The 16,858-nt window shown below is 60.9% G+C and carries 19 protein-coding genes; 8 read left to right on the top strand and 11 right to left on the bottom strand.

Annotated features, from left to right (window positions below; all coding sequences use genetic code 11):
- Positions 1 to 13: 13 nt before the first annotated feature.
- A complete protein-coding gene (locus ACI3GR_RS09235) occupies positions 14 to 673 on the bottom strand; it encodes a YggS family pyridoxal phosphate-dependent enzyme (protein ID WP_407493939.1) in 660 nt (219 codons plus the stop codon).
- 94 nt (positions 674 to 767) lie between these two features.
- Positions 768 to 1,637: a porin gene (locus ACI3GR_RS09230; protein WP_407493938.1), complete on the bottom strand. Its 870-nt coding sequence runs from the start codon at positions 1,635 to 1,637 to the stop codon at positions 768 to 770.
- Between the two features lie 283 nt (positions 1,638 to 1,920).
- Between ACI3GR_RS09230 and ACI3GR_RS09225 the strand changes: the two genes are divergently transcribed.
- Entirely contained in the window at positions 1,921 to 2,406 is a 486-nt protein-coding gene (locus tag ACI3GR_RS09225; protein WP_407493936.1) for a DUF3576 domain-containing protein, read from the top strand.
- On the opposite strand, the gene ACI3GR_RS09220 is transcribed toward ACI3GR_RS09225, so the two are convergent.
- Complete coding sequence (locus ACI3GR_RS09220; RefSeq protein ID WP_407493935.1) at positions 2,403 to 3,647, bottom strand: glycosyltransferase; 1,245 nt, start codon at positions 3,645 to 3,647, stop codon at positions 2,403 to 2,405. The two genes, ACI3GR_RS09225 and ACI3GR_RS09220, sit on opposite strands and share 4 nt — an antisense overlap.
- 137 nt (positions 3,648 to 3,784) lie before the next feature.
- Between ACI3GR_RS09220 and leuS the strand changes: the two genes are divergently transcribed.
- The 3 genes from leuS to holA are packed head-to-tail and all read left to right on the top strand — an operon-like array spanning position 3,785 to position 7,862.
- The gene (gene leuS, locus ACI3GR_RS09215) at positions 3,785 to 6,352 is read left to right on the top strand and encodes a leucine--tRNA ligase (RefSeq protein WP_407493934.1); all 2,568 of its coding nucleotides are present in this window, start codon (positions 3,785 to 3,787) and stop codon (positions 6,350 to 6,352) included.
- Positions 6,353 to 6,377: 25 nt separating this feature from the next.
- Positions 6,378 to 6,833: an LPS assembly lipoprotein LptE gene (lptE, locus tag ACI3GR_RS09210; protein WP_407493932.1), complete on the top strand. Its 456-nt coding sequence runs from the start codon at positions 6,378 to 6,380 to the stop codon at positions 6,831 to 6,833.
- A 3-nt stretch (positions 6,834 to 6,836) separates the two neighbouring features.
- Complete coding sequence (gene holA / locus ACI3GR_RS09205) at positions 6,837 to 7,862, top strand: DNA polymerase III subunit delta (RefSeq protein WP_407493930.1); 1,026 nt, start codon at positions 6,837 to 6,839, stop codon at positions 7,860 to 7,862.
- On the opposite strand, the gene ACI3GR_RS09200 is transcribed toward holA, so the two are convergent.
- A complete protein-coding gene (locus tag ACI3GR_RS09200; protein ID WP_407493929.1) occupies positions 7,859 to 8,767 on the bottom strand; it encodes a glycine reductase in 909 nt (302 codons plus the stop codon). The two genes, holA and ACI3GR_RS09200, sit on opposite strands and share 4 nt — an antisense overlap.
- Positions 8,764 to 9,741 (bottom strand): prolyl aminopeptidase, encoded by a 978-nt coding sequence (pip, locus tag ACI3GR_RS09195; RefSeq protein ID WP_407493927.1) that lies wholly within the window; start codon positions 9,739 to 9,741, stop codon positions 8,764 to 8,766. Before pip ends, ACI3GR_RS09200 begins: the two co-directional genes overlap by 4 nt.
- A gap of 48 nt (positions 9,742 to 9,789) precedes the next feature.
- On the opposite strand from pip, the gene ubiG reads away from it, so the two are divergent.
- On the top strand, positions 9,790 to 10,533 hold the full coding sequence (gene ubiG / locus ACI3GR_RS09190) for a bifunctional 2-polyprenyl-6-hydroxyphenol methylase/3-demethylubiquinol 3-O-methyltransferase UbiG (RefSeq protein WP_407493926.1): 744 nt from the start codon (positions 9,790 to 9,792) through the stop codon (positions 10,531 to 10,533).
- A gap of 34 nt (positions 10,534 to 10,567) precedes the next feature.
- A complete protein-coding gene (locus ACI3GR_RS09185; RefSeq protein ID WP_407493925.1) occupies positions 10,568 to 11,602 on the top strand; it encodes a sodium:calcium antiporter in 1,035 nt (344 codons plus the stop codon).
- Between the two features lie 4 nt (positions 11,603 to 11,606).
- On the opposite strand, the gene ACI3GR_RS09180 is transcribed toward ACI3GR_RS09185, so the two are convergent.
- Genes ACI3GR_RS09180 through ACI3GR_RS09165 form a run of 4 tightly spaced genes read right to left on the bottom strand, consistent with a single transcriptional unit; the run spans position 11,607 to position 13,887 of the window.
- Positions 11,607 to 12,041, bottom strand: coding sequence for a MarR family winged helix-turn-helix transcriptional regulator (locus tag ACI3GR_RS09180; RefSeq protein ID WP_407493923.1), 435 nt, complete (start codon positions 12,039 to 12,041; stop codon positions 11,607 to 11,609).
- Positions 12,038 to 12,871, bottom strand: a complete 834-nt coding sequence (locus ACI3GR_RS09175) for a carbon-nitrogen hydrolase family protein (protein ID WP_407493921.1) — start codon at positions 12,869 to 12,871, stop codon at positions 12,038 to 12,040. Before ACI3GR_RS09175 ends, ACI3GR_RS09180 begins: the two co-directional genes overlap by 4 nt.
- Positions 12,871 to 13,125 (bottom strand): glutaredoxin 3, encoded by a 255-nt coding sequence (grxC, locus tag ACI3GR_RS09170; RefSeq protein WP_407493919.1) that lies wholly within the window; start codon positions 13,123 to 13,125, stop codon positions 12,871 to 12,873. Before grxC ends, ACI3GR_RS09175 begins: the two co-directional genes overlap by 1 nt.
- Before the next feature lie 27 nt (positions 13,126 to 13,152).
- Positions 13,153 to 13,887 carry a ComF family protein gene (locus tag ACI3GR_RS09165; RefSeq protein ID WP_407493918.1) on the bottom strand — a complete coding sequence of 245 codons (735 nt, stop codon included), beginning with the start codon at positions 13,885 to 13,887 and terminating at the stop codon, positions 13,153 to 13,155.
- Between the two features lie 12 nt (positions 13,888 to 13,899).
- On the opposite strand from ACI3GR_RS09165, the gene ACI3GR_RS09160 reads away from it, so the two are divergent.
- Together ACI3GR_RS09160 and hemH are read left to right on the top strand one after the other, a co-directional pair.
- Positions 13,900 to 14,721, top strand: coding sequence for a methyltransferase domain-containing protein (locus ACI3GR_RS09160; protein WP_407493916.1), 822 nt, complete (start codon positions 13,900 to 13,902; stop codon positions 14,719 to 14,721).
- A gap of 52 nt (positions 14,722 to 14,773) precedes the next feature.
- A complete protein-coding gene (gene hemH / locus ACI3GR_RS09155; RefSeq protein WP_407493914.1) occupies positions 14,774 to 15,817 on the top strand; it encodes a ferrochelatase in 1,044 nt (347 codons plus the stop codon).
- Between the two features lie 97 nt (positions 15,818 to 15,914).
- Here hemH and ACI3GR_RS09150 read toward each other — a convergent pair whose 3' ends face one another.
- Together ACI3GR_RS09150 and ACI3GR_RS09145 are read right to left on the bottom strand one after the other, a co-directional pair.
- Positions 15,915 to 16,094: a hypothetical protein gene (locus ACI3GR_RS09150; protein ID WP_407493913.1), complete on the bottom strand. Its 180-nt coding sequence runs from the start codon at positions 16,092 to 16,094 to the stop codon at positions 15,915 to 15,917.
- 143 nt (positions 16,095 to 16,237) lie between these two features.
- On the bottom strand, positions 16,238 to 16,858 hold the full coding sequence (locus tag ACI3GR_RS09145) for a L,D-transpeptidase (protein WP_407493911.1): 621 nt from the start codon (positions 16,856 to 16,858) through the stop codon (positions 16,238 to 16,240).

Here is a 16,858-nt window from a genome sequence, read left to right as displayed (position 1 = left end):
CGAAAGGTGGGGATCAAGTGGCCTGAGTGTCGCGTTCGCCAAAGATCGCAGAGCCGACGCGCACATGGGTCGCCCCAAGCGCAATCGCCTGTTCGAAATCACCCGACATGCCCATCGACAGCCCATCCAATCCATTTCGTTTCGCCAGCTTTGCCAACAATGCGAAATGCAGTGACGGTGCTTCTTCTACTGGGGGGATGCACATCAGGCCTTTGAGCGGCAGACCCAGATCGCGCACCTCTTTGACAAAGGAATCCGTGTCCTCGGGCAGGATGCCGGCCTTCTGCGGCTCTTCCCCGGTGTTCACCTGAACGAATAGATCCGGGCAGGATCCGATCTCATCCGCCAGCCGCGCGATTGTTTTGGCCAGCTTGGGGCGATCCAACGAATGAATCGCCTGCGCCAGCTCCATCGCTTGCCGGGTTTTGTTGGATTGCAGCGGGCCGATGATATGCAGATCGATCTGACCGAATTCTTCACGAAACCCCGGCCATTTGCCCGCGGCTTCCTGCACCCGGTTTTCGCCATAGACGCGATGCCCCTGCTCCAACACGGCCCGGACGTTTTCGTCTGGCTGCATCTTGGACACGGCAATCAAAGTCACGTCGCTCGGGTCACGCCCGGCGTCGGTTGCGGCTTTGGAAATGCGGGTGGTGATCTCGGTCAGGGACATAAGCAAAGAAATGTCACGAAGCAGAACCGAGGTCCAGAAACGAAATGAGCAGGCCCGAAGGCCTGCTCATCGTAATTCACTCTAAGAGAGGGAATTAGAAGGAGAACGCAACACCCATGGTGCCGGTCTTGGTGGTGCCGTTGGCACGTTCGCCGTACTGAGCGAAGACCGATGCGCCGCCGCCCAGGCCGTAGGTACCGAACACGGTGTAGCCGTTGGAGTTGGCGTTTTTGGAGTTCAGGTAGTTCGCGCCAACGGTCAGGCCGTTTGCGGAGTACTGAGCGGAGATGTTGTAGGTGCCGTTGAAGACGGTTTTGTTCTTCGAGTCAGCGTAGCCTGCTGCGACGGAGAATGCGCCGAAGTCAGCTTTTGCGGACAGACCCCAGTAGTCGTCACCGGTCTGCGATTCATAGGCTGCGCCCATGGTCACTTTTGCGGAACCCAGGTCTGCACCGTAGTTCACACCGATGCCGGTGGATTTGTCGAAGCCAGCGTAGGACACTGCAACAGCAAAATCACCAATCGCGTAGTCGATGCGGGAGATGTTGTTGTTGTCGTTGTTGTCGATGAAGGACGCGCCGCCCCACAGCTCGAAGGCGATACCGGGGATACGGTGAACTTCGACCATCGCTTTGTCGAATGCGCCGTCGGTGTTACCGTAGGAGAAGGTCAGGCCGCCAGCGGATGCCGAGAACACGGTCGACGCCATGACGTCGGTGAGTTTGGTCGCTGCGGTGGACGCGGTACCCAGGCCTTCCATTTCGAACGTAGCCGACAGGGACACGCCGCCGTCGGTTTCGGTCGTACCGGTGAAGTACAGGTCGAAGTTGTTCAGAACGACGGAGGTTTTGGTAACGCCGTTGTAGTTCAGACCAAATGCAGCGCGACCGGAAACGGTGACATCTGCAGCAGCGACGGTTGCGGTGGCAATCAGTGCCGTCGTCGCGAAGAGAATCTTTTTCATAGGTTTTCCCTCGATTTCATAAGTCAGCCCAGCCCGGTCGTCCCGTCTGGGTATGAAAGGTCTTTCGCTCTTTTCGCCCTCTCTTTGCAAGTGATGCACGAAAGGCCGAAAAACTCGGCTTAAAAATGGTGCAGCATTGCCACAGTGTCGTCTTGGGCCTGCCTTGGCGCTGCCGCATCAATTCGCAGTGCTTTTCGCGATATGAATCCAAGCACCATTACAACTTGCCCCGCCCCCGGCTTGCCATTAGGAGTAGTCGGGACCTTAATTGTGGGGCCAGATTATGAACCTGAAAACCGTTGTCATTATGATGTCCATCCTGGCGGTTGCCGGATGTGGACGGTTCGGTGGCTTTACTGGTGGCGCGCCCGGGTCGGCCCGCGACGTGACCGAACAGCGCGAGATTGAGCGCTATGGTCAGCGCCAAACCACGATCTGGGAAGCCCTTCGCAATCAGCGCGACGAAGGTGACCGGGTTGCGGTGAACCGCTACCTCTGGAACGCATCGCTTGAGGTTCTCGACTTTCTGCCCGTGCAATCGGTTGATCCGTTCAGCGGTGTGATCGTCACTGGCTATGGCACCCCTCCGGGTGGTGGCCGTGCCTATCGCGCCACGATCTACATTAAGGATCCCGCGCTGGACGCACGGTCGCTGAACGTGGCACTGGCAACGCGCGGTGGCCCTGTGGCCGCAGGCACGCAGCGGGCCGTCGAAGATGCGATCCTGACTCGCGCGCGTCAGCTGCGCACCGCAGACCGCAACTTCTAAACCGTCATTTCGGCCAACTCGTCGAACCATTCCAACTGCTTGGGCAGGCAATGCCGACGCAGGTCATAGGTCTGCACGATATGTTTGCGTGCCGCAGCACCAAGCCGCGCGCGCGCATCTGCGTCCTCCAGCAGGCTGACGGCCTGATCCACCAGCGCGTCGCCATCGAAGAAATCCACCAGTCGCGCAGTCTTGTCATGCTCTAGCGCCTCAAGCACCGGCGGGGTGGACGACGCAACGATCGCCGCTTCGCAGGACATCGATTCGAACAGCGACCACGACAAAACAAACGGATAGGTCAGATACAGATGTACCCGTCCGACCTGCAGCAGCGATACGAACCGGTCATAAGGTATGCGCCCAAGGAAATGGACGCGCGCCCAGTCCGCATCACTGATCTGTCCCCGCACCTCATCTATATAGATCTGCTTCCACGTTTTACCGGCTGGCGGACGCGACCCGTACGACACGCCGTCCCCGCCGACGATCACGACCTGAGCTTTGGGCCGTTCCTTCAGCAATCGCGGCAGCGCACGCATGAACACGTGATAACCGCGATAGGGCTCTAGATTGCGGTTGACGAAAGTGATGACCTCATCATCGCGCGTCAGCACCTGCCCGGTATCCAGCGTCAGCCTTGCATCGTCTTTGCGCACTAGCGCGTCGGTGTTGATACCGTCATGCACAACGGTGATCTTGCTACGGAACGGCTGTGGAAAAGTGTTCGCCTGGAACTGAGTCGGACTGATCCCCGCCTGTGCCTGATCGAAATGCAGATGGTTGTTGATGTTTTTCAACCGGATGCGAATCTCTCCGTCCAACTCATCATTGATGGGAAATTCGGGATCGAACCCGGCGTGGGGATAATCGGTTAGGTGATACAGCTCACAATACAGACCCATCCGCGCCTTGGGCCAGACATCCCGCAGGAACATCGCCTCGCCCCAGCCATGGTGCGCGATGATGACATCCGGGGCATAGCCCTGATCGCGCAAGGCCCGCGCCGCGCGATAACAGGATTCGGCCCGTGTCACCTTGCTGTCGAGGTCCAGAACCCATGGGTGCGTTTTCTGATCCGACCGCTTCAGGATAGAATAGGGCAGGATATCGACACCGTTCCAGCTGGTGCGTTCCTTGACCCGCAGGGTCAGCGCCTTCACCTGGTGCCCCCGACGCGCCAGATCGGATGCCAAGTGTTTGAATTGTCCGGGAAAATTCTGATGGATAAAAAGGATATTCACGAAAAGGCCTGCATCTGTTTTTGACAGTCTAAACAGGCGCACCCCACCCCGCCAAGCCATCAGACCCCTATAAACTCTGGACCCTTTGGCGCGTGCCGCATATCACCCGACGAAACCGTAACGCAGGAAGGGACGGCATGTCGCGCTATTCCGCATCCGATATCGAACCGAAATGGCAAAAATCCTGGGAAGACGCCGGGGTGTTCCAAGCAGAACGCACCGCCGACAAGCCCAAGTATTACGTGCTGGAGATGTTCCCCTACCCCTCGGGCCGGATCCACATCGGCCACGTGCGCAACTACACGATGGGCGACGTGGTGGCGCGGTACAAACGCGCGACGGGGCACAACGTGCTGCACCCGATGGGGTTTGACGCCTTCGGGATGCCTGCGGAAAACGCGGCGATGGCCAACGGCGGTCACCCCAAGGACTGGACCTATTCCAACATCGACACGATGGTCGGCCAGATGAAGCCTTTGGGCTTTTCGCTCGACTGGACGCGGATGTTCGCGACCTGCGATCCGGAATACTACGGCCAGCAGCAGGCGCTGTTCCTTGATTTCCTTGAAAAGGGTCTGGTCTATCGCAAGAACGCGGTGGTGAACTGGGACCCGGTCGACATGACCGTTCTGGCCAATGAACAGGTCGAGGACGGGCGCGGCTGGCGATCCGGTGCGCTGGTCGAACGGCGGGAACTGACGCAGTGGTTCTTCAAGATCTCCGACTATTCGGATGAATTGCTGTCCGCATTGGACACGCTCGACAACTGGCCCGCCAAGGTGAAGACGATGCAGGCCAACTGGATCGGCAAATCGCGCGGTCTTCAGTTCGCCTTTGGCCTGATCGACGCGCCGCACGGCTTCGACCGGGTCGAAGTTTACACCACCCGCCCCGACACGCTGATGGGCGCGTCCTTCGTTGGCATTTCGCCCGACCACCCGCTGGCCAAAGCGCTTGAGAAGGATAACCCCGACGTCGCGGCCTTCTGTGAAAAGGCCCGCCAAGGTGGCACCACCGAAGAGGCGATCGAAAAGGCCGAAAAGCTGGGCTTTGACACTGGCCTCAAGGTCCGTCATCCCTTTGATACCGCTTGGGAATTGCCCGTCTATATCGCCAACTTCATCCTGATGGACTACGGCACCGGCGCGATCTTTGGCTGCCCGGCGCATGACGAACGCGACCACGAATTCGCAACGAAATACGACCTGCCGATCATCGACACCTTCCTTCCCGTCGAAGGCGACCACGACATCCAGAAGGCCCCCTTCGTTCCGGCCAAGACCGAAAAGGTCCGCTACACCCGTCTGGTTGCTGGCGAAGAAATCCAGACCGGAGAAGAGGCAATCAATGCCACGGTCGATTTCTGTGAACAGAACGGCGTCGGCCATGGCGTGACCAAGTTCCGTCTGCGCGATTGGGGCCTGTCCCGCCAGCGCTACTGGGGCTGCCCGATTCCCGTCGTCCACTGCGACACCTGCGGCGTCGTGCCCGAGAAGAAAGAAAACCTGCCGATCCAGTTGCCTTATGACGAGGGCGACAAGCCGATCGACTTTTCCATCCCCGGCAACCCGCTGGACCGTCACCCGACGTGGCGCGATTGCGCCTGCCCGGCCTGTGGCAAGCCCGCGAAACGCGAAACCGACACGATGGACACCTTCGTCGATTCGTCGTGGTACTTTGCCCGCTTCACCGCGCCGCGCGCCGACACGCCCACCGATATGGCCGAGGCCGAGTATTGGATGAACGTCGATCAGTACATCGGCGGCATCGAACACGCGATCCTTCACCTGCTGTATTCCCGGTTCTTCGCCCGCGCGATGAACATCTGTGGCCACCTGCCCGAGAAGTCGAAGGAACCTTTCGACGCGCTGTTCACGCAGGGCATGGTGACCCACGCGATCTATCAGACCAAAGGTGCCGATGGCCGTCCGGTCTATCACTACCCCGAGGATGTGGAGCTGCGGGATGGCAAAGGCTTCCTGAAAGACGGAACAGAGGTGACGATCATCCCCTCGGCCAAGATGTCGAAATCCAAGAACAACGTCGTCGACCCGGTTCAGATCATCGACCAATACGGCGCGGACACCGCCCGCTGGTTCGTCCTGTCCGACAGCCCGCCGGAACGGGACGTCGAATGGACCGCCGCCGGGGCCGAGGCCGCGTCGAAGCACCTTGGACGTGTCTACCGTCTGGCTGCTGAACTGGACGATTCGCCCGAGAATGAAGAGGCCGACAACGCCCTGCTGCGCGAAATGCACAAGACCGTGCAGGACGTCACCAACGGCATCGACAGCTTTGGCTTCAACGCCTCGATCGCCAAGCTTTACGGCTTCACCAACACCATCGCCAAATCCAAGGCCGGTGCCGTGGCGAAGCGTATGGCGATCAAGACGCTGGCGCAGCTAATGTCGCCGATGACCCCGCACCTGGCCGAAGAAATCTGGGAACTCCTGGGTGGCGAAGGCCTTATCTCTCAGGCGCCTTGGCCCGTCGCGGACGAAGCGATGCTGGTCGAAGACAGCGTCACCATGCCGATCCAGATCAACGGCAAACGCCGTGGTGAAATCGACGTGCCCAAGGATATGGACAAGGCAGAGGTTGAAAAACTCGCCCTTGCCACCGAAGCTGTCCAAAGGGCTTTGGACGGGGCCCAGCCGAAAAAGGTTATCGTCGTCCCGGGACGGATCGTGAATGTGGTTGTCTGATTGGCGTTTGAAACTTGCAGGTCCAATGGCGGCGCTGGCAGTGATCCTGTCGGCCTGTGGCTTTACGCCCGCCTATGGGCCTGACGGCAACGCCAACACGCTGACCCGGAACATTAAGTTGACCGAACCTGACACGCGGCAGGATTACCTTCTGGCGCAACAGGTCGAACGCCGCTTGGGTCGCGCCGAAAACGCCGACTACACGCTGAACGTCGACACCGTAACGACTCAGGACCGGATCGCCGTGACGGGCACCAACGTGACCCGTCGTTTCGAAATCATCGGCAGCGCAAATTACACGCTGACCGGCCCTGACGGCGCGCTTGTCACCAGCGGGATGGTCAGCAGCTTTACCGGCTATTCCGCGACCGGCAGCACCGTGGCGACCACCGCCGCGCGTCGCGATGCGCAGGAACGGCTGATGGTGATTCTGGCCGATCAGATCGTCACCCGGATGATCGCCGCCGCGCCTGCGGGCTGATCCATGAAACTGTCCCCCCGCGACGCTGCCGGTTATTTCACCAAGCCCGATCCGAACAAGACCGGCCTGCTGATCTATGGCGCCGACGGGATGCGCATCGCCCTGAAACGGCAAGAGGTCGTCGCCGCCCTTGTCGGTCCGCAAGGCGAAGAAGAAATGCGCCTAAGCCGGATGAACGCCGCCGACGTGCGCCGCGATCCGGCCATGCTGACCGACGCGATCAAGGCCGTCGGGTTTTTCCCCGGTCCGCGCGTCGTCTTTGTCGAAGACGCGTCAGAAACCCACGCGCCCGCGCTGATCCCCGCACTTGAAGACTGGCAACCGGGTGACGCACAGGTTGTGATCACCGCCGGGAACCTGAAACCGACGTCCAAACTGCGCAAATTCTTTGAGGCCCACAAAAACGCCTATGCCGCCGCGATCTATGACAATCCGCCCACCCGGGCCGAGATCGAATCCGAACTGGCCCGCGCCGGTCTGAAAGACCTGAAACAAGAGGCGCTGCGCGATCTGACCGCGCTGGCCAACGCCCTCGATCCCGGTGATTTCCGTCAGACGCTGGAAAAACTGGTGATCTACAAGCACGGCGACGCCAGCCCCGTAGTGCCCGACGACATTGCCGCTGTCGCCCCCGCCTCAACCGAGGCCGGGATCGACGATCTGATGGACATCGTGGCCGAGGCACGCTCGGACCAGATCGGCCCGCTGATGCAGCGGTTGCGCGCGCAGGGCACGCAGCCGGTGTCCCTGTGTATCGGATTGATGCGCCATTTCCGGACACTTTATGCCGTGGCCGCCCATCCCGGTGGGTCCAACGAAGGCATCAACAAGGTCCGCCCGCCGGTCTATGGCCTGCGCCGCGACAAGGTTTTGCGGCAGGCCCAAGGCTGGGGCGTTGAAAAGCTGCAAAGAGCCCTGACAGAGATTACGGAGACAGACCTTGCCCTGCGATCCGCCGCGCAAACCGCGCCCGCGATGGCGCTGGTCGAACGGTCGCTGATCCGTCTGGCAATGCTGGGCCGGCGTTAAGACCCTTCACGCACCTTCCGCGCGACCTCTCGATCCGCGTGGGCCTTGGCCTTATGCGCGGCCATCTCTGCTTCGGAGCGCGTGGCGGGGTTGGAATAATCCAGCTTCCACGCCGGATCATCGGACCATCGTTGGGGCGACTGAACCGTGGTGCGCGCGGCGGGGGCGCTGTCCAACACCTTCAAAGCCAAGGCCAAAGTTTCCGCCTGTGACTGCGGTTCATGCGGCTTGCCCGCTGAATTGCCCAAGGGGAAATCCGAAAACAGAAACCGTGGCGCGCCGACATGTTCAACGACGTCCTTGGCACAACCCATGATGATCGTGGGGATGCCGTTCGCCTCTAGGTGCCGGGCGATTAGGGTGACGGACTGATGGCATACCGGGCAGTTCGGCACCAAAAGCGCGGCCTCGGCCCCGTCTTGCTGACAGCGCTTTAGGATCTCGGGCGCATCAACCTCCATCGTGTGCCGGACGGATCGGTTCGTGGGCAGCCCATGGAAACGGTCGGTCAAAGACCCAAACAACTCCCCTTCGACCGCCCGCAAAGCCGCCAAGGGGAACCAGCTGTTCGGGTCTTCCATCGACGTATGGTCCCGATCGATCGCGACATGAGAGATCCTTAAGTCGTGATCCTGACGCACGTCACCGGAATAGACGTCATAAAACTTGGCCGCCGCGTTATACGCCGCCCCCGGCCCCTGATCGCCCTTGTCCGGCTGGTAGGACGCGGCGGTCGTAATCAGCGCCAGTTTCGTGTCTGACACAGGCTTTTTCAGCGGCGTAAACGGCACGTCGATGTAATGCGCCCAGACGTATGGGTTGTCGAAACCCAGCGCCAAGTACCAATCCCGCGTGCGCTGCATATACGGCACCGGGACATCATGCAGCGGGGCCTGAACGCTCACGTCACGCCCTTGGCGATGGCGTTCATGGCGCGCACCAGCTCGGCCGAGATCTCGGGCTCGGACAGCGCGTGACCTGCATGATCCACGATCCGCAGCTTGCCATTGGGCCAGCGCTTCGCCAGCTCATACGCCATACGTGGCGGGCAGATCATGTCGTAACGGCCCTGCACGATAACACCGGGGATATGGGCGATGCGGTCCATGTCACGCAGGATCTGACCGTCTTCGTCCAGCCAACCGAGATGAGTGAAATAATGGTTCTCAAGCCGGGCAAAGGCGCGGGCGTAATCGCCGGGCGCTTCGCCGCCCATGCCACCCGTCCGCATCGAGGCCAGCGAATTTTCCCATGACGACCAGACCCGCCCGTATTTCGTCTGAACCGAGATGTCGTCGGAAAACAGCCGCCGATGATAGGCCGCGATCAGATCGTCGCGTTCATCTTCGGGGATCGGATCGACAAAGCGCGCCCAGGCTTCGGGCCAGAACCTCCCTGCGCCGCCCTGATAGAACCAGTCCAGTTCATCGCGGGTCATCAGGAACACGCCCCGCAGGATCAGGTTCATCACACGCTCTGGATGCGTCTGGGCGTAGATCAGCGACAACGTCGCCCCCCAGCTGCCGCCAAAGACGATCCATTTATCGATGCCCAGCGTTTCACGGATCAATTCGATGTCGCTGACCAGATGCCATGTCGTGTTGGCCGTGACGCTGGCATGGGGCCGCGACCGACCGCAGCCGCGCTGATCGAACAGGATCACGCGATAGACCGATGGGTCGAAATACCGCCGCATCGCAGGGCTGCACCCGCCGCCCGGCCCGCCGTGAAACACCACAACAGGCACCCCTTCAGGGTTGCCCGCCTGTTCCATATATACCGTGTGGCCGTCACCCACATCGATCATGCGCTGATCGAACGGATCGATGGGCGCGTAAAGGTACGAAGATGCGCTCTTTTGGCCCGAGGACTTATCCATATCCTGCCCTATATAGATTGCAGGCAGAATGACCCCAAGGATCAGGAAATGCAAACAGCCACCACCATTGACCCAGCCGAAGTTGCAAAGTTCGAAGCCATGGCCGCGGATTGGTGGAATCCGGACGGCAAGTTCAAGCCGCTGCATATGCTGAACCCCTGCCGCTTGGACTATATCACCAGCCAGATCGCCGCCGAATACGGTCGGGATCTGGGGGCTGAGTCGCCGTTCAAAGGCCTCCGCATCCTTGATATCGGCTGCGGCGGCGGGCTGCTGTGCGAACCCATGGCGCGCCTTGGGGCCACTGTAGTCGGCGCAGATGCGGCCGAACGCAATATCCCCGTCGCACAGATCCATGCCGAACAATCCGGGCTAGAGATCGACTATCGCCACACCACGGCCGAGGCGCTGGCCGAAGCGGGCGAACAATTCGACGTGGTCCTGAATATGGAAGTCGTCGAACATGTCTCCGACCCGCTAGCCTATCTGACAGCCTGCCACAACCTGCTGAAACCCAAGGGTCTGCACATCTGTTCGACCATCAACCGCAATCCCAAAAGCTTTGCGATGGCGATTGTCGGGGCCGAGTTCGTGATGCGCTGGCTGCCCAAGGGCACGCATGACTGGAAAAAGTTCATCACCCCGGATGAGCTGTTCGACCTGATGCGTAAGGCCGGTCTGAACCCCGTGGATCGCAAGGGTTTCGTGTTCAACCCGATCTCGTGGCAATGGCGCCTGTCTGACCGCGATCTTAGCGTAAATTACGTCACCGCATCGCTGCGCCCGGAATAAGGGAACCGAAGGTGGACTAAGGCGTTGGGTCTGCATGATTTCTGCGCTTCCGCTGCCCGCCATCTTTGCCCTATTCGCCGTTAGCGCAGGTATCATCTGTATCTGCGGTATCGCCATGACGGGCCGCGCCGACACGTTGGCCGACCGTACCGGTCTGGGCGAGGCGCTGGTCGGCGCTGTCATCCTTGGCGCTGCAACATCGCTGTCGGGCGTGACCGTGTCTGTCACTGCCGCCTTGGACGGGCGGGCATCACTGGCCTTTTCGAACTCGGTCGGCGGGATCGCGGCGCAGACCGCGTTTCTTGCCGTGGCCGACATGGCGTTTCGCAAAGCCAACCTAGAACACGCCGCCGCCGAGGCGACCAACCTGATCCAAGGTGTTCTACTAGTTTTCCTGCTGTCCCTGCCATTCGCCGCCATGGCCGCGCCAGAGGTGACGATCTGGGCCATCCACCCCGTGTCGATCGCGATCCCTGTAATCTACCTGCTTGGCATGGTCGTCAGCCGTCAGGTCCGGGAAGAGCCGATGTGGAAACCCGTCAACACCAAGGAAACGCGCCACGACACCTGCGAAGATGAGGACGACGAAAACACCGGCAAATCCACCGGCCGTCTGGCCGCTGAGTTTACCGTTCTGATGATCGCCATGGGGCTGGCGGGCTGGATGATTTCCCGCACCGGGTCGGCCCTGATCGACCAGATCGGCCTGTCCGCGTCACTGGTGGGGGCGCTAATGACGGCTGTTGCCACGTCGCTGCCCGAACTGGTGACGACCGTCGCCGCCGTCAGACGCGGTGCGTTGCAACTGGCCGTGGGCGGCATCATCGGCGGCAACATGTTCGACACGCTGTTCCTGTCTGCGGCGGACGTCGCCTATCGGGACGGATCGCTGTACCACGCCGCAAACACGCAGGATTATTTCTGGATCTCGACGTCCATCCTGATGACCACCGCGCTGCTGGCCGGCCTGATCGTGCGCGAACGGCAGGGGCCCGCACGGATCGGCATCGATTCCCTATCGCTGCTGGGCCTTTACGGCGCCGCCATCGCGATTCAGATGGTCATGTAAAAAGTTATTCTAGTTTACCGCGTAATTCGCGCAGGATCGGCAGCACCGCCCGCACCTTTTCGGCCCCAAGCTCATTGATCAGATCTTCGACCATCGGAGAGATGCCTTCCAGCGCCGTATCCCGCGCCAGCCGCCCGGCCCGCGAAATCCCCACCATCTTGCGTCGCGCATCTTCCCAGTCCGGGCGGATGTTCACATAGCCCTGCATCTCTAGCCGACCCAAGGTGTTCGTCATCGCCCCGCGCGTCACGTGGAACGTCTGCGCCAACTGCGCGGGCGTGCGTTCCTTTTCGATATGCGCCAGGTGGTTCAGCACCGAGAAGTGAGAGATCTCCATTCCCTTGGGCATCACCTTGGACAGGCGGTTCCGCACCAGCTGATCTGCGGTCAGGATTTCGCTGAACAGCGCAATCGCAAGGGCGTTCTGCGGATCACTCATTGGGCCAAGGTGAACTCTCGGTCATGGGACAGGGACGGCACGCGGCGGCGCGCGTCATCGACGGCGGACAGGTCCAGATCGACCATATAGACACCCGGTTCGGTGCCAGCGTCCAGCAAGACCTCTCCCCACGGGGCGACGACCATGGAATGGCCGTGGGTCGACCGTTCCTTACCCTTCGATGCGCTGTGCGTGCCGCATTGCGCAGGGGCCATGACAAAGCATCCGGTTTCAATCGCGCGGGTCCGCAGGATGGGGTCCCAATGCGCCTTGCCGGTTACAGGCGAAAAGGCCGCCGGGATCGTCAGGATCTGCGCACCTGCATGGGCCAGCACCAGGTACAATTTGGCGAACCGCAGGTCATAACAGATGGTCATGCCGATCTTGGCAAAGCCCGCATCGGCCACCACCGCGCGATCCCCGGGACGATACCCTGCGGATTCGCGATAGCTTTCCTCGGCCGACACATCGACGTCGAACATGTGGATCTTGTCGTACCACCCGGCGATCTGGCCATCAGGCGAAATCAGGAAAGACCGGTTGGCAAAGCGCCCGTCCGCATCCTCTGTCTTCACGCCGATCGACCCCAGCAGCAGCCAGATGCCCTGCGCCTTTGCCTCCACAATCATCCCGGCAAGGAAGGCGTTGCCGTCTTCCGGCTCCAGCACCTCTTTCTGGTGACTGCGGCTGGTGGACACGCAGTTGGATACCTCGGGCGTCAGAACGAACTCTGCGCCCTGCGCCGCCGCGTCGCGCACCATGCCCCGCAGCATGACGAGGTTTTCGACCGGATCGTCCGATGACGTGATCTGAAGCAGCGCAGCCTTCATCAGGCGGCCAGCATGGGATCAAGCTTGCCCGCGCGTTCCAGCGCATACAGATCGTCACAGCCGCCCACGTGCTGATCGTCGATAAAGATCTGCGGCACGGTGTGGCGACCGGCGCGGTTCATCATCTCTTGCTTCTTCTCGGCATCGCGCATCACGTCGATTTCGTCATAGGCCACGCCCTTCTGGTCCAGCAAACGCTTGGCCGCCGCGCAAAATCCGCAGATCGGGGTCGTGTAGATGGTCACAGGTTTCATATCACCCTCCGGGTTGTTTCCCGGAACCTAAGCGTCTTTGACCGCCCGCGCCAGTGTCAGCACCCGCACATCTGCCGCGCCTGCTCTCATAAGGGCCTGACACGCCGCAGAAAGCGTCGCGCCAGAGGTCATGACATCATCGACGACCAGCACCGGACGCCCCACCGCCAGCCCTGCGCGGTTCGGGTTGATCCGGATCGCCTGCGCCATATCGGCAAAGCGTTGGGCGGGCGATTTGCCGTCCAGAACCGGGGTCGACTGCGGACGGATCAGCAAATCTGGAACGCACGGCAATAAGTGACAGCGCGCCACGCCATGCGCCAGCATCGCGCTTTGGTTATACCGCCGTTTGATCCGCCGCCGCCAATGCAACGGGATCGCGGTGACGATCATTCCCGGCAAGATCAGATCGCGCCCCGCCTCGGCCATCCAATCGGCAACAGCATCGACGTAATCCAGCCGGTCCCCATGCTTCAGCCCCAGCACGATCCGCCGCCCGTTCCCGCCATAGACCATTGCCGTCCGTCCAGCGACCCAAGGGCGCGGCGCCCGCAGGCAATCATCGCAATGCTCGCCCTCCTCCGCGTGATCCGAAGGCATCGGCGCGCCGCACGCCGCGCACACAGGGGCACTGACAAAAGGCGTTTCGCGCCAGCAGGCGCCGCACAGCCCGCCCATCTCGGCCACGGGCGCATCGCAGGTCATGCAGGTCGGCGGGTAAACCAGCCTGATCGCCGTTTGAAAGAGCTGTCGGACAAGCATATCTATGCCCCCATGACCGGATCCACGCCCCCCCGCCTGACCGACCGCACCGCCCTGACGCGCAACCGCGCGCGGGCGAAGGACGATGCGCTGTTCCTGCACGATATGGCCCAAGAGGACCTTCAGGATCGCATCAGCATGGTTAACAGATCGTTCACGGCCCCAGCGATCGTGACCGGCCACCCGAGCAAATGGGCCACGTTCCTGCCAGACGCCAAGATCGTCACCGACACTGACGTGCTGGACCTGACCGAGGGAGCGCATGATCTGGTAATCCACGCCATGGCGCTGCATTGGGCCGACGACCCCATCGGCCAGATCATCCAATGCGCCCGGGCGCTGAAACCCGATGGTCTGTTCCTCGCCACTTTCCCCGGCGGTCAGACGCTGCATGAACTCCGGGCCGCACTCGCCCAAGCGGAATCGCGCGTGACCGGCGGCCTGTCGCCCCGCGTCGCGCCCATGGCCGAAATCCGCGACCTTGGCGCCCTGCTACAGCGCGCAGGATTGGCCCTGCCCGTGGCCGACGGGGATGAGCTGACGGTGACCTATGCCTCCCCCCTCCACCTGATGCGGGAATTGCGGGACATGGGCGAAGCCAACGCCCTGCACCAGCGCCTGCGCCACCTCACCCGGCGCGAGGTCCTGACCCAAGCCGCGCAGATCTACATCGATACCTTCGGCAAGGACGATCGCATCCCCGCCACCTTCGAAATGATCACCCTGACCGGATGGGCCCCGGACGCCAGCCAGCAGCAGCCGCTGCGACCCGGCAGTGCGAAAACCCGGCTGGCCGATGCGTTGAATGCGCGCGAATTGCCGCTGAAGGATTGACCTTTAGCCCGAACTCGCTAGGTCCGACTAAAATACAAGCAAGGGACTGAATATGAGCGAATGCCCGGCACACGCCCCAGCTGATCACCCGAAGGTACCCCGCGAAAAAGTCGGCGTGCTGATCGCGAACCTCGGCACCCCCGACGACACCAGCTATTGGTCCATGCGCCGGTACCTAAGCGAGTTTCTGTCGGACAAGCGCGTCATCGATTATCCCAAATGGCAATGGCAGCCGATCCTTCAGGGCATCGTCCTGTCGATCCGCCCGTTCAAATCCGGGGCCGCCTACGATTCCATCTGGAACAAAGAGGCCGACGAATCGCCGCTGATGACCATCACCAAGCAGCAGGTCGCCAAGCTGACGACAGGGCTGCATGCCAAATATGGCGACGATGTCATGGTCGATTTCTGTATGCGCTACGGCAACCCTTCGACACCGTCCGTGGTGAAGAAAATGGTCGAGGCGGGCTGCACCAAGATCCTGTTTTGCCCGCTGTATCCGCAATACGCCGGCGCCACGACGGCCACCGCCAACGACCAGTTTTTCCGCGCCCTGATGGCCGAGAAATGGCAACCCGCGTCGCGTACCTTGCCGCCCTATTTCGCGGATGACGCCTACATCGACGCGCTGGCGGCATCGGTGGAACGCGCCTATGCCGCCGCCGATCAGGAACCCGACATCCTGATCTGTTCCTACCACGGCCTGCCCTTCCGCTATTTGAAAGAGGGCGACCCGTACCACTGCCAGTGTCAGAAAACGACGCGCCTTCTGAAGGAACGGCTGGGCTGGGCGGACGACCGGATCATGACGACGTTCCAGTCGAAATTCGGCCCCGAAGAATGGCTACAGCCTTACACCGTCGAAGAGGTCGCGCGTCAGGCCGAGAAGGGCAACAAAAAGATCGCCGTGATTGCGCCCGCGTTCTCAGCCGACTGCATCGAAACGCTGGAAGAGATCAACGAAGAGATCAAGGAAAGCTTTGAACACGCGGGCGGTGAACATTTCACCTATATCCCCTGCCTGAACGATGACGACGCGCATATCGCGGCGCTGATGGGCAAGATCACCGAAAACCTGAAAGGCTGGCTGGACTAAGTGGTCCGGCCCCTTTCGGCCCATCTAATTTCAAAGCCGGAAACGAAAAAAGGCGGTGCAACAGCACCGCCTTTTTCCTGAACTAAGTTCGCTGATCTTACTGGGAAGCAGCGACTGCAACAACAGCCAGCAGCAGCAGCGGGATCAGGATGCCAGCGGACGAAGAAGTGGTTTCTTCGACGATGACGGGTGCTTCAACAACCGGCTCAGCGTAGGAGCCTGCGGTTGCGGTCGAAGCGGCGGCTGCCAGAGCGGCGGCGAGAACGAGTTTTTTCATATCGTATCCTCCAGATATTCGCCGGAACAGAAAACATACCTGTCCGGCACCCAAGACTTACCTCGTACCACGTTCTAAGCAGCAAATTCTGTTGATTGCAAATGCTTGTTAAGCATCTGCTATGCTGCACCGCCGCAATGTCGTCAAATAAGCAACACTTGTGTGCCGACCTTGGTCATGTCGAACAGCTGGGTGATGTGTTCGTTGTACAAGCCAATGCAACCGTTGGACGATTTCCGCCCGATCTTGCGTGTGTCGTGGGTGCCGTGAATACGGTAATACGTCCAGCCAAGGTACAGTGCCAGCGGCCCCAGCGGGTTGTCCGGCGCACCACCTTCGACCACGGCCGGCCACTCTGGGTTGCGCTTGCGCATGTTGGGGGTCGGGCGCCACGTCGGCTTGACCACTTTTTGCACAACAGAGGTCCGGCCCCGGCGCGTCAGCTCTTCGGTGACGGGGACAGAGGTCGGGTAAAGACGATAGATCGACTGATCCTCGGACCAGAAATGCAGGGCGCGGCTGTCGATATCGACAAGAATCGCACCGTTGTTGGTATTCGAGAAGTAGGGACGCCAATCCAGCGTCCGGAAGCTGGAGATATTGCGGCGAACCGCAGGCTCATCCAGATCACGTTCTACAACGGTCGAGTTCTCAAAGGGCGACGCATAGTCCGGATCACGGCTTTGTTGCGCCAGGGCGGGTGCCGCAAGTGTCGCGACAGAGCCGGCCAGAAAGGCACGGCGGGACTGGAATGTTCGGCTCAT

The sequence above is a fragment of the Pseudooceanicola aestuariicola genome (genome assembly GCF_045763785.1).
Classification (GTDB): Bacteria; Pseudomonadota; Alphaproteobacteria; order Rhodobacterales; family Rhodobacteraceae; genus Pseudooceanicola.
The sequence above is the reverse complement of the archived record's forward strand: the minus strand, read 5'-3'. Positions and strand labels throughout refer to the sequence as shown.

What these genes read in the sequence shown, in the direction of transcription:
- ACI3GR_RS09235 (WP_407493939.1), bottom strand. Translation starts at nt 673, where the DNA reads ATGTCCCTGACCGAGATCACCACCCGCATTTCCAAAGCCGCAACCGAC.
- ACI3GR_RS09230 (WP_407493938.1), bottom strand. Translation starts at nt 1,637, where the DNA reads ATGAAAAAGATTCTCTTCGCGACGACGGCACTGATTGCCACCGCAACC.
- ACI3GR_RS09225 (WP_407493936.1), top strand. Translation starts at nt 1,921, where the DNA reads ATGAACCTGAAAACCGTTGTCATTATGATGTCCATCCTGGCGGTTGCC.
- leuS (WP_407493934.1), top strand. Translation starts at nt 3,785, where the DNA reads ATGTCGCGCTATTCCGCATCCGATATCGAACCGAAATGGCAAAAATCC.
- lptE (WP_407493932.1), top strand. Translation starts at nt 6,378, where the DNA reads ATGGCGGCGCTGGCAGTGATCCTGTCGGCCTGTGGCTTTACGCCCGCC.
- holA (WP_407493930.1), top strand. Translation starts at nt 6,837, where the DNA reads ATGAAACTGTCCCCCCGCGACGCTGCCGGTTATTTCACCAAGCCCGAT.
- pip (WP_407493927.1), bottom strand. Translation starts at nt 9,741, where the DNA reads ATGGATAAGTCCTCGGGCCAAAAGAGCGCATCTTCGTACCTTTACGCG.
- ubiG (WP_407493926.1), top strand. Translation starts at nt 9,790, where the DNA reads ATGCAAACAGCCACCACCATTGACCCAGCCGAAGTTGCAAAGTTCGAA.
- ACI3GR_RS09185 (WP_407493925.1), top strand. Translation starts at nt 10,568, where the DNA reads ATGATTTCTGCGCTTCCGCTGCCCGCCATCTTTGCCCTATTCGCCGTT.
- ACI3GR_RS09180 (WP_407493923.1), bottom strand. Translation starts at nt 12,041, where the DNA reads ATGAGTGATCCGCAGAACGCCCTTGCGATTGCGCTGTTCAGCGAAATC.
- ACI3GR_RS09175 (WP_407493921.1), bottom strand. Translation starts at nt 12,871, where the DNA reads ATGAAGGCTGCGCTGCTTCAGATCACGTCATCGGACGATCCGGTCGAA.
- grxC (WP_407493919.1), bottom strand. Translation starts at nt 13,125, where the DNA reads ATGAAACCTGTGACCATCTACACGACCCCGATCTGCGGATTTTGCGCG.
- ACI3GR_RS09165 (WP_407493918.1), bottom strand. Translation starts at nt 13,887, where the DNA reads ATGCTTGTCCGACAGCTCTTTCAAACGGCGATCAGGCTGGTTTACCCG.
- ACI3GR_RS09160 (WP_407493916.1), top strand. Translation starts at nt 13,900, where the DNA reads ATGACCGGATCCACGCCCCCCCGCCTGACCGACCGCACCGCCCTGACG.
- hemH (WP_407493914.1), top strand. Translation starts at nt 14,774, where the DNA reads ATGAGCGAATGCCCGGCACACGCCCCAGCTGATCACCCGAAGGTACCC.
- ACI3GR_RS09150 (WP_407493913.1), bottom strand. Translation starts at nt 16,094, where the DNA reads ATGAAAAAACTCGTTCTCGCCGCCGCTCTGGCAGCCGCCGCTTCGACC.
- ACI3GR_RS09145 (WP_407493911.1), bottom strand. Translation starts at nt 16,858, where the DNA reads ATGAGCCGAACATTCCAGTCCCGCCGTGCCTTTCTGGCCGGCTCTGTC.